General features: G+C 62.3%; 13 protein-coding genes. 8 read left to right on the top strand and 5 right to left on the bottom strand.

Annotation, left to right across the window (positions count from 1 at the left end; translation table 11 throughout):
* Window positions 1-86 precede the first annotated feature (86 nt).
* From rsmA to N4Q37_RS23555, 4 genes are read right to left on the bottom strand one after another with little or no spacing between them, the layout of a single operon-like run.
* On the bottom strand, window positions 87-902 hold the full coding sequence (gene rsmA, locus N4Q37_RS23570; protein WP_260962158.1) for a 16S rRNA (adenine(1518)-N(6)/adenine(1519)-N(6))-dimethyltransferase RsmA: 816 nt from the start codon (window positions 900-902) through the stop codon (window positions 87-89).
* Complete coding sequence (gene pdxA / locus N4Q37_RS23565) at window positions 899-1,888, bottom strand: 4-hydroxythreonine-4-phosphate dehydrogenase PdxA (RefSeq protein WP_260962156.1); 990 nt, start codon at window positions 1,886-1,888, stop codon at window positions 899-901. The genes rsmA and pdxA overlap by 4 nt, the downstream gene beginning before the upstream one ends.
* Window positions 1,885-3,201 (bottom strand): peptidylprolyl isomerase SurA, encoded by a 1,317-nt coding sequence (gene surA, locus N4Q37_RS23560; protein ID WP_260962154.1) that lies wholly within the window; start codon window positions 3,199-3,201, stop codon window positions 1,885-1,887. Before surA ends, pdxA begins: the two co-directional genes overlap by 4 nt.
* Window positions 3,182-5,980 carry an LPS-assembly protein LptD gene (locus N4Q37_RS23555; RefSeq protein ID WP_260962152.1) on the bottom strand — a complete coding sequence of 933 codons (2,799 nt, stop codon included), beginning with the start codon at window positions 5,978-5,980 and terminating at the stop codon, window positions 3,182-3,184. The genes surA and N4Q37_RS23555 overlap by 20 nt, the downstream gene beginning before the upstream one ends.
* Before the next feature lie 130 nt (window positions 5,981-6,110).
* Here N4Q37_RS23555 and N4Q37_RS23550 point away from each other — a divergent pair, with 130 nt between their 5' ends.
* Genes N4Q37_RS23550 through N4Q37_RS23540 form a run of 3 tightly spaced genes read left to right on the top strand, consistent with a single transcriptional unit; the run spans window position 6,111 to window position 8,573 of the window.
* Window positions 6,111-7,136, top strand: a complete 1,026-nt coding sequence (locus N4Q37_RS23550; protein ID WP_260962150.1) for an aminoglycoside phosphotransferase family protein — start codon at window positions 6,111-6,113, stop codon at window positions 7,134-7,136.
* The gene (gene murU / locus N4Q37_RS23545) at window positions 7,133-7,804 is read left to right on the top strand and encodes an N-acetylmuramate alpha-1-phosphate uridylyltransferase MurU (protein WP_260962148.1); all 672 of its coding nucleotides are present in this window, start codon (window positions 7,133-7,135) and stop codon (window positions 7,802-7,804) included. The genes N4Q37_RS23550 and murU overlap by 4 nt, the downstream gene beginning before the upstream one ends.
* Before the next feature lies 1 nt (window position 7,805).
* On the top strand, window positions 7,806-8,573 hold the full coding sequence (locus N4Q37_RS23540) for a TerB family tellurite resistance protein (RefSeq protein WP_260962146.1): 768 nt from the start codon (window positions 7,806-7,808) through the stop codon (window positions 8,571-8,573).
* Window positions 8,574-8,622: 49 nt separating this feature from the next.
* Here the strand turns inward: N4Q37_RS23540 and N4Q37_RS23535 are convergent, their stop codons facing one another.
* On the bottom strand, window positions 8,623-9,618 hold the full coding sequence (locus N4Q37_RS23535) for an alpha/beta hydrolase family protein (RefSeq protein ID WP_260962144.1): 996 nt from the start codon (window positions 9,616-9,618) through the stop codon (window positions 8,623-8,625).
* Between the two features lie 74 nt (window positions 9,619-9,692).
* On the opposite strand from N4Q37_RS23535, the gene N4Q37_RS23530 reads away from it, so the two are divergent.
* The 5 genes from N4Q37_RS23530 (at window position 9,693) to N4Q37_RS23510 (ending at window position 16,646) form a co-directional block, all read left to right on the top strand.
* Entirely contained in the window at window positions 9,693-12,089 is a 2,397-nt protein-coding gene (locus N4Q37_RS23530) for a PAS domain-containing sensor histidine kinase (RefSeq protein WP_260962142.1), read from the top strand.
* 72 nt (window positions 12,090-12,161) lie between these two features.
* Complete coding sequence (locus N4Q37_RS23525) at window positions 12,162-12,791, top strand: response regulator (RefSeq protein WP_260962141.1); 630 nt, start codon at window positions 12,162-12,164, stop codon at window positions 12,789-12,791.
* Window positions 12,792-13,037: 246 nt separating this feature from the next.
* Window positions 13,038-14,162: an ABC transporter ATP-binding protein gene (locus N4Q37_RS23520; RefSeq protein ID WP_260962139.1), complete on the top strand. Its 1,125-nt coding sequence runs from the start codon at window positions 13,038-13,040 to the stop codon at window positions 14,160-14,162.
* Window positions 14,163-14,211: 49 nt separating this feature from the next.
* The gene (locus N4Q37_RS23515) at window positions 14,212-15,255 is read left to right on the top strand and encodes an ABC transporter substrate-binding protein (RefSeq protein ID WP_260962137.1); all 1,044 of its coding nucleotides are present in this window, start codon (window positions 14,212-14,214) and stop codon (window positions 15,253-15,255) included.
* Between the two features lie 143 nt (window positions 15,256-15,398).
* Entirely contained in the window at window positions 15,399-16,646 is a 1,248-nt protein-coding gene (locus N4Q37_RS23510; protein WP_260962135.1) for an ABC transporter permease, read from the top strand.

Genomic DNA, 16,646 nt, shown 5'->3' with positions numbered 1-16,646 from the left:
CGCAGGCGTGACTGATGCGATCAGTCTAGGCCAAGTATCGGGTAGTAAACCAGAACGGCGTCCCACCCGATAGCGGCCAAGGCTTGTCAGCTGGCGGCTTTTGGCGCGGCCTGTTCGCTGAGCTTGTCGGCCAGGCGTACGAATGCCGCCAGGTCCAGTTGCTCGGGGCGCAGGCCGCCGTCGACACCGGCTGCTTCGATTTCAGCGCTGCTCAGAAGTAGTTTCAAGGTGTTTCGCAGGGTTTTGCGGCGCTGGTTGAACGCCTCGCGCACTACGCGCTCCAGCAGGCGATGGTCCTTGGCCGGGTGTGGCAGCACGGCATGAGGAACCAGGCGGACAATGGCCGAGTCGACTTTCGGCGGTGGGTTGAAGGCTCCGGGGCCCACGTTGAACAGGTGTTCGACCCGGCAATGATACTGGACCATGATCGACAGGCGCCCCCAGTCACCGCCGCCAGGACCGGCGGCGAGACGTTCGACCACTTCCTTCTGCAGCATGAAATGCATGTCGCGGATCAGTCCGGCGTTGCTCAACAAGTGGAAGATCAGCGGTGTGGAGATGTTGTACGGCAGGTTGCCCACCACTCGCAGGCTGTTGGGTGCGGCGTTCAGGCTGTTGAAGTCGAACTTCAGCGCATCACCCTGGTGCAGGTTGAAATTGCTCTTGCCGGAAAACTGCTGGTTGAGGATCGGCACCAGGTCCTTGTCCAGTTCCACCACGTCCAGCTGGGCACCGCTGCCGAGCAGTCCTTCGGTCAGGGCGCCCTGACCCGGCCCGATTTCCAGCAGGCGATCGTCGGGCTTGGCGTTGATGGAGCGCAGGATGCGATCGATCACGCCGGCGTCATGCAGGAAATTCTGGCCGAAGCGCTTGCGCGCGCGGTGTTGGTATTGCTCGGTCATATAGGGGTCTCGGCCATCTGGTAGGCGGTTTCCAGCGCGACTTGCAGGCTGCCGGTGTCGATCTTGCCGCTGCCGGCCAGGTCCAGGGCGGTGCCATGGTCCACGGACGTACGGATGATTGGCAGGCCCAGGGTGACGTTGACCGCTGCGCCAAAGCCTTTGTACTTCAGCACGGGCAGGCCCTGGTCGTGGTACATCGCCAGCACCGCGTCGCAGTGCTCCAGATATTTGGGGGTAAACAGAGTGTCGGCAGGCAGCGGGCCACGCAGGTCCATGCCCTCGCTGCGCAAGCGCTCCAAGGTGGGTTCGATGATGTCGATTTCTTCGCGGCCCAGGTGGCCGCCTTCCCCGGCGTGGGGGTTGAGCCCGCACACCAGAATGCACGGCCGGGCAATGCCGAATTTTTCCTGCAGGTCGGTGTGCAGTATTCGCGTGACCCGCTCCAGGCGCTCGGGGGTGATGGCGTCGGCAATTTCCCGTAGGGGCAGGTGAGTGGTCACCAGCGCCACGCGTAGGCCACGGGTAGCCAGCATCATCACCACTTGCTCGGTATGGGTCAGGTCCGCCAGGAACTCGGTGTGCCCGGAAAAGGCGATCCCGGATTCGTTGATCACGCCTTTGTGCACGGGCGCAGTGATCATGCCGGCGAAAGTCCCGTCCAGGCAGCCTTGGCCGGCGCGGGTCAGGGTTTGCAGGACGAACGCGGCGTTGGCCTTGTCCAACTGGCCGGTGACGACCGGAGTGCCCAGGGGTGTATCCCAGACGTACAGGCTGTTGGCCGGCGCCGGGGCGGTCGGCCAGGCGCCTGGTGAAACCGACAGCAGGTTGACGGCCACCCCCAGTTGCGCGGCCCGCTCAAGGAGCAGGTCGCGGCTGGTGATGGCGATCAGGGGATGTGGCTGGGGTTGCGAGGCGAGCAGCAGGCACAGGTCGGGACCGATGCCGGCAGGCTCGCCGGGTGTCAGCGCGAAACGCTTTGGATTCACTGCGCGGCCTGGTCTGCGCCAGGAAGCTTGATTTCAACGTAGGCTTCGTCACGGATCTGACGCAGCCAGGTTTGCAGCTCTTCGTCGTACTTGCGGTTGCGCAATACGGTCATCGCCTGCTGTTCGCGCGCCTGGCTCGTGCTGTCGGTGGCGCGACGGCCAAGGACTTCCAGTACGTGCCAGCCATAAGGGCTCTTGAACGGCTTGGACAATTGGCCTTGCGGTGTCTGGGCCATGACCTGGCGGAACTCGGGCACCAATGCGTTCGGGTCGACCCAGTTCAGGTCGCCACCATGGAGGGCCGAGCCCGGGTCTTCGGAGAAGCTCTTCGCCAGCTCGCCGAAGTCTTCACCCGCTTCGATGCGGTCGTAGAGTTTCTCGGCCAGACGCTTGGTCTCGGCTTCGCTACGAATTTCGCTTGGCTTGATCAGGATGTGGCGCACATGCACTTCGTCACGGACCTGAGTCCCGCCGCCGCGTTTTTCCAGCACCTTCAGGATGATGAAGCCACCTGGCGTGCGGGCAGGCTGGGTGATGTCACCCACCGCCATGGCACTGAGCTCACGATCGAACGGTGGCGGCAGTTGAGCCGGCTTGCGCCAGCCCATGTCGCCGCCTTCCAGGGCGTTTTCGCTGGCGGAGCGGGCAACGGCCATCTGACCGAAGTCGGCACCTTGCTTGAGTTTCTGATAGACATCCATCGCCTGGCGATAAGCGTTCTGGATCGCTTCGGAGTTGGCGCTTTCCGGTGTAGGAATCAGGATGTTGGCCAGGTGCAGCTCTTCCGAAAGCTGCATCTTGCCCAGGTCGGAGGCGAGGAAGTTCTTCACTTCCTGCTCGGACACCTGGATGCGTTCGGCCACACGGCGCTGACGCACACGGCTGATGACCATTTCGCGGCGGATCTGATCACGGGCGTCCTCGTAGGAGAGGCCGTCGCGGGACAGGGCTGCGCGGAACTGATCGAGGGTCATGTTATTGCGCTGGGCAATGGTGCCGACGGCCTGGTTCAGTTCTTCATCGGTAATGCGAATACCCGAGCGTTCGCCGATCTGCAGTTGCAGGTTTTCGACGATCAGCCGTTCAAGCACTTGCTGGTCCAGCACGCCCGGTGGCGGCAGGCCGCCGCCGCGCTTGGCGATGGTCTGCTGTACTTCGTGGACACGCTGGTCCAGCTGGCTTTGCATGACCACGTCGTTGTCGACAACGGCCACCACTTTATCGATGGATTGAACGGCGGCGTTGGCCGTCGTACCCAGGAACAGCGCGCCCAGCATCAGCGGGCGCAGACAATCAGAAAGCTTGATCTTCACGTTCACGATAACCTTGGATGCCTTTGTCGAGGAAGCTCTCTACCTTGGCGCCGGTGAGGCCGCCGAGTCCCTTCAGGACAATTTGGAGGAAGACGCCGTGGTCGCCTTTTTCGTTTTCCGGGGCGGCTTGACTGAACTCTTCGTAGTCGACCCAGTAACGGTTGATCAGGCGCAGTTTCCAGCAGCAGTTGTCGTATTCGAAACCACCGAAGGCTTCCAGGGTACGGTTGCGGTTGTAGTCATACTGCCAGCGGCTGATGGCGTTCCACTGCGGCACGATCGGCCAGATGACCGAGAAGTCGTGCTGCTTGATCTTGTAGTAGTCCTTCACGTAGCCAGGCGTGCCCGGGGTGCCGTAGTCGCCACCGCCCACTTGCCATGTGCCCGTGGCCTCGTCGTAACGAACCTGGTCGTTGCGGTAACGGTAACCGGCATTGATGACCTTGTTCGGGTTGTCTTCCGGCTGGTAGTGGAACATGGCGCTGCCCGAGCGAGGGCTGCGGGTATCCGGGTCCCAGTTGTAGGTAGCTGTGGTGCGCCAGTCGCGGTTCCAGCGGTATTCGTATTCCAGCGCATAAGGCGATACGTCCGACTTGGCGTCTTCGCGTGTACGGAAGTCGATACCTGGCAATTGGACTTCACGATCCTTGAAGTACAAGGCCTGGCCGACGCTGATGCGCTGGCGTTCGAAACCGTTCTCTTCGATCCAGCGGCTGGTCACGCCCAGCGACAGCTTGTTCTCATCGCCGACGCGGTCGGAACCCGAGAAGCGATTGTCTCGGAACAGTGATGAGTAGCTGAAAGTGTACTCGCCCGTGTCGAACACAGGAATGTCGCTCTGGTCTTTCTCCGGTACATAGAGGTAGAACAGACGCGGTTCCAGAGTTTGACGATAGTTGGTGCCGAACCACTGGGTGTCGCGATCGAAATACAGGCCGCTGTCGATGCTGGCGATGGGGACGCCGCGGCTCTGGTTGCTGCTGTACGTGCCGCGCAGACGGTCTTGCTCGGCGGTTTGACCGGCGATATCCGACTTGCCTTCGCCGTCCAGGTCCAGGTCATACTGGGTGTATTGGTATTTGAGCGACGGCTTGATGTAGCCATAGCTTGCGTTCATCGGCAGGCTGACGACGGGCGCTAGATTCAGGCGATTGCCATTGGCCCGAGCCAGGCCCCAGACCCGAGTATCCAGCCACGGTCTAGTGACGCCTTCCTCATCGCTGTAGAGCCCGTCCCTCAGGTTACGATCAAAGCGCACCAGTTCAGTCTTGTACGCGAAGTCCAGGCCATAGGGATGTTGTGGCAGTGAGCCATTGAGGGTGATCTGCGGCAGGCGATTATACGGCGTGATCTTGGAGATCGTCGCCATCTGGTAGGCCTGGGCATTCAACCGCGCCGTGTAGTTATCCCCGCGATAGCTGACAGCACCCTGTTGGTTCACGTAGTCCCTGGACTCGACACCGATCTGGTCGGTCTGCAAATCCTGGAAGTAGTACGGATCGCTGATCTTGGTGTAGTCGACTTCCGTCAGCACGCGCGAGTCGAGGCCGCCCTTGTGCTGCCAGTTGTACATGTAGCGGGTCTTGCTGTAGTCGGACTGCTTGGCGCGCTCGTCGTCCTCGTCGTTGAGGTAGGCTGCACCGAACTGGCCTTCGCTGGACTTGGTCAGGTAGCGGAACTCGCCTTCCATCAGCAGGCCGCGCTTGCTCATGTAGCGTGGGTACAACGTGGCGTCATAGTTCGGCGCCAGGTTGAAGTAGTACGGGGTGACCAGCAAGAAGCCGGTATCGCTGCCGCTGCCGATGGTCGGCGGCAGGAAGCCGGACTGGCGACGGTCGTCGATCGGGAAGTAGATGTATGGCGTGTACAGGACCGGGATGTCCTTGACCCGCAGCGTCACGTTGGTCGCGGTACCGAAGCCGGTGGCCGGGTTCAGGGTGATGTTGTTGCCCTTGAGCGTCCAGGCGTTGCTGTTCGGTTCGCACGTGGTGTACGTGCCGTCCTTGAGGCGGATGATCGCGTTCTCGGCGCGCTTGGCATACAGCGCGTTACCCCGGATGCGCGACTTGTGCATCACGTATTCGGCGTTGTCGACCTTGGCCTCACCGGTATCCAGCTGTACATCGGCGTGGTCGCCGACGATCAGCGCACCGTTGTCACGGACCCGCACGTTGCCGCTCAGTTCGCCGCGGTTCTCGGCCTGGTACAGGCTGGCCTCGTCGGCCTCGACCTGCATGCTGCCCTGGCGCATGACCACGTCGCCGGCCAGTGTCGCCACCTGTTCTTCCTGCTGGTAGCGCGAAGCCTTGGCTCCCAGGAAGGTCGGTGCATCACTCTTGGCCGTCTTGTCGTTCATGCCAGGACGCGTCGGCTCGATGTAGGCGCCCGAGCAGTAGGGGCCGGTTTCCGCCAATTGCGCCGGGGTGAGGTTCTCGCGTGGAACCCAATCCAGGTGGCTGTAGTCTGCACTGCGCGACTTCAAGCCGCGGCCCTTGGCTTCGGTGACGAGCATCGGCTTGTCGCCGGCTTCCTCGCCCGAGCTGCTGTCGGCCGGAGTAGTGCCGCTGTCGGAAAGCGCACTGCCCTCGTGCACCGGACGCGGTGGCAATGCGGCCGCTGGGCTCTTGGGGGAACAGTCCCAGGCACCCGAAGCGGAGACAGAGCAGTCATACTGCTGCGCCGCGACGACGAATGAAGAGGCCAGGGGTTGCAGGGCCAGCAGACTGCCAGTGACCAGCAACGGAAATTTTTTACGAAACGCGGGGGATTTCAATGCCATCTTATTAGTCCGGGCTTCCTGCGTGCCATCTGCCCGCGGTATGGGCCGCACGCCTCTCGATGGTCTGAAAAAGATGCTGGATAATAAAGCATGACCCGCTTGACGGCTAGGGCCGTCGGAGACCCTTGCAATGCCCGACCAAGATGTACGCCTGCAACACCTGAAAGTTTGGCTCGATGAGCAACTGCCGCTCCTTTTCACCCGCCAGGGCTGGGGTGTCGTCCCCCCTGCCACATTGACCGCGGCCAGCAGCGACGCGAGTTTCCGGCGTTATTTCCGCTGGGAAGGCGAGGGCCGCAGCCTGATCGTGATGGACGCCCCACCGCCGCAGGAAAACTGCAAACCCTTCGTGGATATCGCTTTTTTGCTGGCGAAATCCGGCATCAACGTGCCAAAAATTTATGCACAAGACCTCGATCGCGGATTTCTTTTGCTCAATGACCTGGGCAACCAGACTTATCTGGACGTGATCAACGGCGAAAATGCCGACTCATTATTCCGCGATGCCCTGCAAGCCTTGCTGGCTTTTCAGCAGTTGCCGATGGTGGCGCCCCTGCCCAGCTACGACGTCGCCTTGTTGCGTCGAGAGCTTGAGCTGTTCCCCGAGTGGTACGTCAAACGAGAGTTGGGTGTCGAACTCGACCCGACCCAGCAGCAGCTCTGGCAGCAGGTCAGCGAGCTGCTGATCGACAGCGCCCTGGCGCAGCCCAAAGTGCTGGTGCATCGCGACTACATGCCGCGTAACCTGATGCTCAGCGAACCGAACCCCGGTGTGCTGGACTTCCAGGATGCGGTCTATGGTCCGGTCACCTACGACGTCACCTGCCTGTTCAAGGACGCCTTCCTCAGTTGGCCCGAGGAGCGTGTGCGCGGTTGGCTGGAATATTACTGGCAGCAGGCCGAGGCGCTCGGCATCCCGGTCCAGCCGGATTTCGAGGATTTCCTGCGGGCCAGCGACTTGATGGGGGTGCAACGCCATCTGAAGGTCATTGGGATCTTCGCGCGCATTTGCCATCGTGATGGCAAGCCGCGTTACCTGGGTGATGTGCCGCGCTTCTTTGCTTATATAGAAGCGGTCATTGCCCGTCGCCCTGAACTGGCGCCATTGGGCGACTTGCTGGTCAGTCTGCGCCAGCCGGCAGGAGCGAAGGCATGAAGGCCATGATCCTGGCGGCGGGCAAGGGCGAGCGCATGCGCCCCCTGACCCTCACCACCCCCAAGCCGCTGATTCGCGTCGCGGGCATTCCCTTGATCGAGTATCACCTGCGGGCATTGGCACGGACGGGTTTTACCGAGATCGTGATCAACCATGCCTGGCTCGGCCAGCAGATCGAGGATTACTTGGGAGACGGTGCGCAGTTTGGCGTGCACATTCGTTATTCGCCGGAAGGTGAGCCCCTGGAAACCGGCGGCGGGATTTTCCGGGCCTTGCCGCTGTTGGGCGATGAGGCGTTCCTGATCGTCAACGGTGATATCTGGACCGATTACGATTTCGGCACTTTGCGCCGACCGCTCGAAGGGCTGGCGCATCTGGTGCTGGTGGACAACCCCGGGCATCACCCGGGTGGCGATTTCGCCCTGGCCGACGGAAAAGTTCAGGATGGCGCGGCACCTGCCGACAAACTGACCTACAGCGGCATTGCCGTCCTGCATCCACGGTTGTTCGCCGGGTGTGCGGACGGCGCGTTCAAGCTCGCCCCCCTGCTGCGCGCGGCCATCGCCAAAGGCCAGGTCAGTGGCGAGCACCTGGAAGGGCATTGGGTCGATGTCGGGACCCATGAACGTTTGGCGCAGGTCGAAACCTTGATAGAAGCGAGCCGTTGATATGTGGTGGCCAGGGACTCTGATTGGAGCGGGAGCGGGCTTTGCCATAGCCAGCATTCCGGGGGCCATGCTGGGCGCATTATTGGGACAGGCGCTGGATCGGCGCCTGAATCTGCAAGGCTGGGAACAAGTCCGCGAGCGCCTGGGCGGTCGCCCAGCGTTGCGCAACGACGAATTGTTGTTTGTATTGCTGGGCCGACTGGCGAAAAGCGATGGACGCGTGGTCGATGGCCACATCCAACAGGCCCGCCAGGAAATGCGCGCGCTGGACATGAGCGAGACGGCGCAACGCCGGGCGATTGCCGCGTTCAACCGAGGCAAGTCCGGAAACGATCACTTGCGTAGTTACCTGCGCCGTCTCGCCGTCCAGCCTCATGCGGCCGAAGGCGTGCTGCGCGCGTGCTGGCGAATGGTCTGGGCCGATGGCTCGGCTGGCGCGGGCGAGCGTGAGCTGATCACCCGATGGGGTAAGTGGCTGGGCTGGACATCCCAGCAGGTCCACGCCCTGGGGATCGATTACGAACCGCACAAATTGCCGCCGCCCAGCAGCGGTGTGACCTACCAGGAGGCGCTGCGTTTGCTCGGGGTTTCCGCCACCAGTGAGCCTTCGCAGATCAAGCGTGCTTACCGCCGCCTGCTCAGTCGTCACCATCCGGACAAGGTTGCCGGCACAGGCGCCACGCCCCTGCAGGTGCGTGAGGCCACTGACAAGACCCGGGAACTGCATAACGCTTACCGGCTGATTCGCGAGCGACGGGATTTCCGCTAGCTATCGATCCCGTGGCGAGGGAGCTGGCAAGCCAATATGGCGATAAGTCTCACTCCCCCGGTTGCTGCGGATTCAACCAACCCCGAACCCGACGGAACAACTGCTCCTGCTCCGCCGACGGGTTCGGCAGGGCCTTGAGGGACACCTGGCTGAAGGTCGAGCCTTTCAGGCGTTTGCTCGCCTGCAAGCGCTCGAGGGCTGCGTTGCGGTCCAGCGGCTTGTCCATGTAGAAAATGTCGGCGGTCGCCAGCTTCAAGGTCGGGGTCAACTCGGTCAGTCCCGGTTTGGCGGTGACCGGAGCCTGGGCGGCAATCATCACGAAGCGTTCGATTTGCGCAGGTTGCTTTTCACTGAGGTAGCGGGCTGCCCAGTAGGCACCCGTCCCGTGGCCCAGTAGCACAATGCTGCGGGCGCTCTGCTGTTCGGTATAGGCCAGCGCGGCGTCGATGCGAGCAAAGATGCGTTCGGCGTCGGCCCGGGCGTGTTCTTCATCGGTTTGCGCAACGACGGGGTCTGCGGCGTCGGCTTCGCCGCCGGCCACTTGTTCGATCGGTGCTGCGGTCGTGGCGTCCGGGGCGGCGGCTGCGGTGTCGGCTGGTTTGGTCTCGGGCGGTGTTTCCACGACGCGTGGCGCGATCACGTCGCTTTGCAGGTCTGGCAGGGTGATACTCAGGCTGCTCCATTCCACATCGGGCAATTTTTTACGCAATGGGCCGATGACTTGAGGCCAGTCAGCTGTTTCGCCGGCGCCGGGGATTATGATGACGGCGCCCTTGGGATCGCTGCTGTTGGCCGGCTTCCATAATGCCAGGAAGGTGTCGCTGCCGGTCTGCAGTTGCTGTTGTTCCTGCGTCGGGATTTTTCGCTCGAGCGCCGTCGCCTCTTCCTGGCTACGCTCGGGCAAAGGCTGGCGTTCCAGTGGTTTTTCCCCGGCAGGTTGCTCCGCGGTGGCGGGGGCCGGTTCCTCGGCCTGGGCAAAAAAGGCACTTGGCAAGATCAGCGACAGGCACAATGCTGGCAGCGCCAGGCGATAAACAGAGGGCATCGGATATTCCATGACCAGAAGTATTTCCGGCAGCCTAAAGGGTTGGTCAGTATTTGTCAGTGCATGAGACTTTGATGATGCGTTTTTGCTGCCTGTGGGTTATCGGCTGTTTATGGCTTCCCTTGATGGCCTGGGCCGCGCCCGCGCCGACGACCCATGGCGTGCAGTTGAGTGCGCAGCAGCGCCAGTGGCTGGCCCAGCATCCGCAGTTACGGGTCGGCCTGGTCTTGCAAGCGCCGTACGCGCAATACGACCGACGCTTGCAACGGTTATCCGGGACCAATGTCGAGTTGATGCAGGGCTTGGGCAAGGCGTTGAACATCGAGCTGACCTGGCGCAATTTTCAGGACCTGGCGCAACTTGAAGCCGCGGTGCGCGACGGTGAAGTGGATATCGCGCCGGGCCTGACGCAAACCCCGGGCGGGCTCAGGCTCTGGCAGTTTTCCGATCCCTATTTGCGCGTGCCACAGTTGATCGTCGGCGAGCAGAAGGGCGCCGAAGGCGTAGAGCTGGAAAAGCTCGACGCCCAGGTCCGGGTCGCCGTGCGCATGCCCAGCGCCACGGCCGATTATCTTCGCAACAACTACCCGATGTTGAATGCGCAAGGCGTGCCGAGCGAGCGTGAGGCCCTGCAACTGCTGCTGAGCCAGCAGGCTCGATACGCCGTGATCGACGAAGCGCAGTTGGGGCGGCTGATGGTCGAACCCGAGTTCGCCAGCCTGGTGGTGGTCGGTGATATCGGCTTGCCGCAGTTGCTCCGGGTGGCGACCCGCAAGGACTGGCCAGAACTGGCCGAGATTATCGAGCGTGGTTTGCAGGCGATTCCGGCCAAGGAGCTGGAGCAACTGCACAGCCGTTGGCTCAAGCCCAAATACCCGCGCCTGACCGAAACCCCGGGCTTCTGGCAGAACCTGACCTTGTTGATACTGGTCCTGCTGCTCAGCAGCATTGCCGTCGTGTTCTGGCAACGGCGCCAGCAGCGAGGCCTGGAACGTCGGTTGCGTGCCGCGCGCGAGGACATCGCCCAACGCGCCGCCAGCGAAGAGGCCTTGCGCCTGACGCAGTTCTCCATCGACCAGAGCACCGTCGGCATTCTCTGGGTCAACTGGGACAGCCATGTGCGCTATGCCAACCGCGCCGCCGAAACCATGCTCGGCTATGCCCCGGGCGCCATCATCGATCGGCCGCTGATCGACTTCGAGCCTGGCCTGCATATGGACCGCTGGCTGAACCTGTGGAAGCGCGCCCGGGCCAGTGACGACGGGCCGCAGAGTTTCGAGACCGAATGCGTGCGGGCCGACGCGAGCATTCTGCCGGCTGACGTTTCCTTGAGCTTCCTGCGATTTCGCGACGCGGAGTATCTGGTGGTCTACCTCACCGATGTGACCGAGCGGCGCCGGGCCCTGGCAGCGTTACGTGAAAGCGAGGCGCGCTTGCAAGGTATCGCCGCCAACGTTCCGGGGCTGGTGTTTCGTCTGGAGCGCTCGCCGGTGAACGGCCAGATCGATTTTGCCTACATCAGCGAAGGCAGCGAAAGCCTGGTGGGTTATTCCCCTGCGACCCTGGCTCGCAGTGACACCGGCCTGCGCAGCCTGGTGCATCCGGACGACAAGGCCGGCTATCACGGCAGCCAGGACCAGGCGCTGGACAGCGACAGCGACTGGTCCTGGCAAGGCCGCATCCTAACCCGCGAAGGGCGGGAGCGGTGGGCCGAGATCAAAGCCATCGCCCGGCGCCTGGAGGACGGCGCCTACGTCTGGGACGGTATTGTATGGGACATCACCGAAAGCAAGCGCATCGAACTGGAACTGGCCAGCTCCCGGGAGCAATTGCGCGAGTTGTCCGCGCACCTGGAAAGCGTGCGGGAGGAGGAGAAAGCGCGCATTGCCCGGGAGGTTCATGACGAATTGGGGCAGATGCTGACGGTGTTGAAGCTTGAGACCTCCATGTGCGAACTGGCCTACGCGCAATTGGACCCGGGCCTGCATGAACGGCTCAACAGCATGAAACGGCTGATAGCCCAGCTGTTCCAACTGGTGCGGGACGTGGCCACGGCACTGCGCCCGCCGATCCTCGACGCCGGCATCGCCTCGGCCATCGAGTGGCAGGCCCGACGCTTCGAAGCGCGTACGCAGATTCCTTGCCTGGTACAGGTGCCGGACAACCTGCCGGCCCTGAGCGACGCCAAGGCCACCGGCCTGTTCCGGATTCTCCAGGAGGCGCTGACCAATGTGATGCGCCATGCCCAGGCGCATACCGTGGAAGTGACGCTGGCCCGACAAGGCGACGAATTATGTCTGACCGTCGCCGACGACGGTGTAGGATTTGTGGCAACCGCACAGCGCCCGACGTCCTTCGGCCTGGTGGGCATGCGTGAGCGGGTGCTGATCCTGGGCGGGCAGTTGTCCCTGGAAAGTGAGCCGGGGGAGGGGACGACCCTGGCGGTGCGGGTGCCGTTGCATGAGGCCTGAGTATTGTGGGTTCGCCTCAATCACTGAGGGAGCGAGCCTGCTCGCGATGAGATCCTGAATCTGGAGAAGAACGTGATCCGTGTACTGGTAGCCGAAGACCACACCATCGTCCGCGAAGGCATCAAGCAACTGATCGGCCTGGCCAAGGACCTAGTGGTGGCAGGGGAGGCGAGCAACGGCGAGCAATTGCTCGAGGCCTTGCGCCATGTGCCCTGCGAGGTGGTGCTGCTGGATATTTCCATGCCGGGGGTCAACGGCCTGGAGGCGATACCGAGGATCCGCGCGCTGAACAACCCGCCGGCGATCCTGGTGCTGTCGATGCATGACGAGGCGCAGATGGCCGCCCGCGCATTGAAAGTCGGCGCCGCCGGTTACGCGACCAAGGACAGCGACCCGGCGCTGCTGCTCATGGCGATCCGCAAAGTGGCGTCGGGCGGACGCTACATCGACCCGGAGCTGGCCGACCGGATGGTTTTCGAAGTCGGCCTGACCGACACCCGGCCACTGCATTCGCTGCTGTCCGAACGCGAATTCTCGGTCTTCGAGCGCCTGGCCCATGGCGCCAACGTCAACGACATTGCCCAGCAACTCGCGCTGAGCAGCAAAACCATCAGCACCCACAAGGCGCGGCTGATGCAGAAGCTCAATATCACCTCCCTGGCCGAGTTGGTGAAATACGCCATGGAGCACAAACTGCTTTAAGCCCACAGGGTTTCGTGTCGGCATATCCATTTGCGACACGCCCCAACACTGCCGTTTGCCCTTACTTGCCACTTGCCGCTCGAAGCTCGCCGCTGCATTTATCCAATCCCGCCATCTCTGTAGGGAAATCCTTACCCCGACGCTTCCATCCGGCTGAGGCGATTCTCTCCTGCGCCCCGATTTGCGCGAACCCGAGGCTCCACTAGGCTTGATTCACAAGCAGTCATCAATACAAAAGGTGCGGGTATGAGCCAGGTCGATTCAAGTGCGGGGGCCAGTGATGTGCTGGTCAGCTTTCGTGGAGTGCAAAAGAGCTACGACGGCGAGAACCTGATCGTCAAGGACCTCAACCTGGAAATTCGCAAGGGCGAGTTCCTGACCTTGCTCGGGCCGTCCGGCTCCGGCAAGACCACCAGCCTGATGATGCTCGCCGGGTTCGAGACGCCGACCGCCGGTGAGATCCTGCTGGCCGGTCGCTCGATCAACAACGTGCCGCCGCATAAGCGCGACATCGGCATGGTGTTCCAGAACTACGCGCTGTTCCCCCACATGACCGTCGCCGAGAACCTGGCGTTCCCGTTGACCGTACGTGGCCTGAACAAGAGCGACGTGAGCGATCGGGTCAAGCGGGTCTTGAGCATGGTCCAGCTGGAAACCTTCGCCCAGCGCTACCCGGCGCAACTGTCCGGCGGCCAGCAACAGCGTGTGGCGCTGGCGCGGGCATTGGTGTTCGAACCGCAACTGGTGTTGATGGACGAACCCCTCGGTGCGTTGGACAAACAACTGCGTGAGCACATGCAGATGGAGATCAAGCACCTGCACCAGCGCCTTGGCGTGACCGTGGTCTACGTGACCCACGACCAGGGCGAAGCCCTGACCATGTCCGACCGCGTGGCCGTGTTCCACCAGGGCGAGATCCAGCAGATTGCGCCACCGCGCACCCTGTATGAAGAGCCGAAAAACACCTTCGTCGCCAACTTCATCGGCGAGAACAACCGCCTCAATGGCCGGCTGCACAGCCAGACCGGCGACCGTTGCCTGGTGGAGCTGGGCCGCGGCGAGAAGGTCGAGGCGCTGGCGGTCAACGTTGGCAAGCCCGGTGAGCCGGTGACCCTGTCGATCCGTCCGGAGCGGGTGAGCCTCAACGGCGTCAGCGAACAATGTGTCAACCGCTTCTCAGGGAGGGTGGCGGAATTCATCTATCTGGGCGACCACGTCCGGGTTCGCCTGGAAGTCTGCGGTAAGAATGACTTCTTCGTGAAACAGCCGATTGCCGAGCTCGATCCCGCGCTCGCTGTCGGGGACGTGGTTCCGCTTGGCTGGCAAGTCGAGCATGTGCGTGCGCTCGACCCCCTTCTAGAGGCGAATTGATCGCCCCCTGCTGTACCAACACCAATCCTGCACGTGGAGAGAACAATAAATGTTGAGATCCCTGAAGTTCACAGCCCTGACCCTGGGCATGATGGGTGCGGCAAGCGCGATGGCGGCGGGCCCGGACCTGACCGTGGTGTCTTTCGGTGGGGCGAACAAGGCGGCTCAGGTCAAAGCCTTTTACGCGCCATGGGAAGCCGCCGGTCACGGCAAGATCGTCGCTGGCGAGTACAACGGCGAAATGGCCAAGGTCAAGGCCATGGTCGACACCAAGAGCGTTTCGTGGGACCTGGTGGAAGTCGAATCGCCGGAATTGTCCCGTGGTTGCGACGAAGACATGTTCGAACAACTCGACCCGGCCCTGTTCGGCAAGACCGAGGACTACGTCAAGGGCGCCATCCAGCCTTGCGGCGTAGGCTTCTTCGTATGGTCGACCGTGCTGGCCTATAACGCCGACAAACTGAAAACCGCGCCAACCAGCTGGGCGGACTTCTGGGACACCAAGCAATTCCCAGGCAAGCGCGGCCTGCGCAAAGGCGCCAAATACACCCTGGAATTCGCCCTGATGGCCGACGGCGTGGCGCCGAAAGACGTCTACAAGGTGTTGGCGGGCAAGGACGGCCAGGACCGCGCCTTCAAGAAACTCGACGAACTCAAGCCGAACATCCAGTGGTGGGAAGCCGGTGCGCAGCCACCGCAATACCTGGCCTCCGGTGACGTGGTCATGAGCTCGGCCTACAACGGCCGGATCGCCGCGGTGCAAAAAGAAAGCAACCTGAAAGTGGTGTGGAACGGCGGTATCTACGACTTCGACGCCTGGGCCATCCCTCGCGGCCTGGACAAGACCCGCGCCGAAGCGGCGAAGAAATTCATCGCCTTCTCGGTGGCACCGCAGCAGCAGAAGACCTACTCGGAAAACATCGCCTACGGCCCGGCCAATACCCAGGCAGTTCCGTTGCTGAGCAAGGATGTCTTGAAGGACATGCCGACCACCCCGGAAAACATCGCCAACCAGGTGCAGATCGACGTCAGCTTCTGGGCTGACAACGGCGAGCAACTGGAGCAGCGCTTCAATTCCTGGGCGGCCAAGTAACCCAAGGTCACTGAGTGAACGGGCTTTTGTGGCGAGCGAGCAAGCTCGCTCGCCACGATGACTCACTTGCACAGATTGCTGTTTCAAAAGAACAGAGGCGGTTCGCCGCCTCTGTAACGATAAAAAGATTTGCGGAGTTCGCCATGGCCATCGCCGTTCCACTGAACGCGGGCACCAGCCCCACCCTCAAGCAGCGGCTCAAGCACGCCGAGCGGGTTAACCGCTGGAAGGCCCAGGCGTTGATCGCGCCGCTGGTGCTGTTTCTGTTGCTGGTGTTCCTGGTGCCGATCGTGGCGCTGCTGTTCAAAAGCGTCAGCAATCCGGAAGTAGTCGGCGCCATGCCGCGCACCGTCGCTGCGGTCGCGGCGTGGGACGGACGTGGATTGCCTGGCGAGCCGGTGTATAAGGCCGCCAGTGAAGACCTGGCCGAAGCCCGCAAGAGCCAGACCCTGGGCGACTTGTCCAAGCGCCTGAACATGGAACTGGCCGGCTATCGCAGCCTGCTGACCAAGACCGCTCGGGCGTTGCCGTTTGCCACCGAGCCGGCCTCCTACAAGGAAGCCATGGAAAACCTCGACGAGCGCTGGGGTGATCCCGCGTATTGGCAGGTGATCCGCCGCAACACCAGTAACGTTACCCCGTATTACCTGTTGGCGGCCGTCGACCACCGTATCGACGATCTCGGTGAACTGGCTGTCGCCACCCCCGACCAAGCGATCTACCTCGATATTTTCGCCCGTACCTTCTGGATGGGCCTGGTGATCACCGCAATCTGCCTGGTGCTGGCCTATCCGCTGGCGTACCTGCTGGCGAACCTGCCGTCGCGCCAGAGCAACCTGTTGATGATCCTGGTGCTGTTGCCGTTCTGGACCTCGATCCTGGTGCGAGTGGCGGCGTGGATCGTGCTGTTGCAGTCCGGTGGCCTGATCAACAGCGCCCTGATGGCCATGGGAGTCATCGATAAGCCCCTGGAGCTGGTGTTCAACCGCACTGGCGTGTACATCTCCATGGTCCACATCCTGCTGCCATTCATGATCCTGCCGATCTACAGCGTGATGAAAGGCATCTCGCCCACCTACATGCGGGCGGCGATTTCCCTGGGCTGCCATCCGTTCGCCAGTTTCTGGCGGGTGTACTTCCCACAGACCTATGCCGGTGTCGGCGCCGGTTGCCTGTTGGTATTCATCCTCGCCATCGGCTACTACATCACCCCGGCCTTGCTGGGCAGCCCGAACGATCAAATGGTCAGCTACTTCGTCGCGTTCTACACCAACACCAGCATCAACTGGGGCATGGCCACGGCGCTCGGCGGACTGCTGTTGCTGGCGACCGTCGTGCTTTATCTGATTTACAGCTGGCTGGTCGGCGCCAGTCGCCTGCGCCTGAGCTAA

Origin of the sequence: Pseudomonas citri, assembly GCF_025336485.1 — a bacterium.
Lineage (GTDB): Bacteria > Pseudomonadota > Gammaproteobacteria > Pseudomonadales > Pseudomonadaceae > Aquipseudomonas > Aquipseudomonas citri.
The sequence above is the reverse complement of the archived record's forward strand: the minus strand, read 5'-3'. Positions and strand labels throughout refer to the sequence as shown.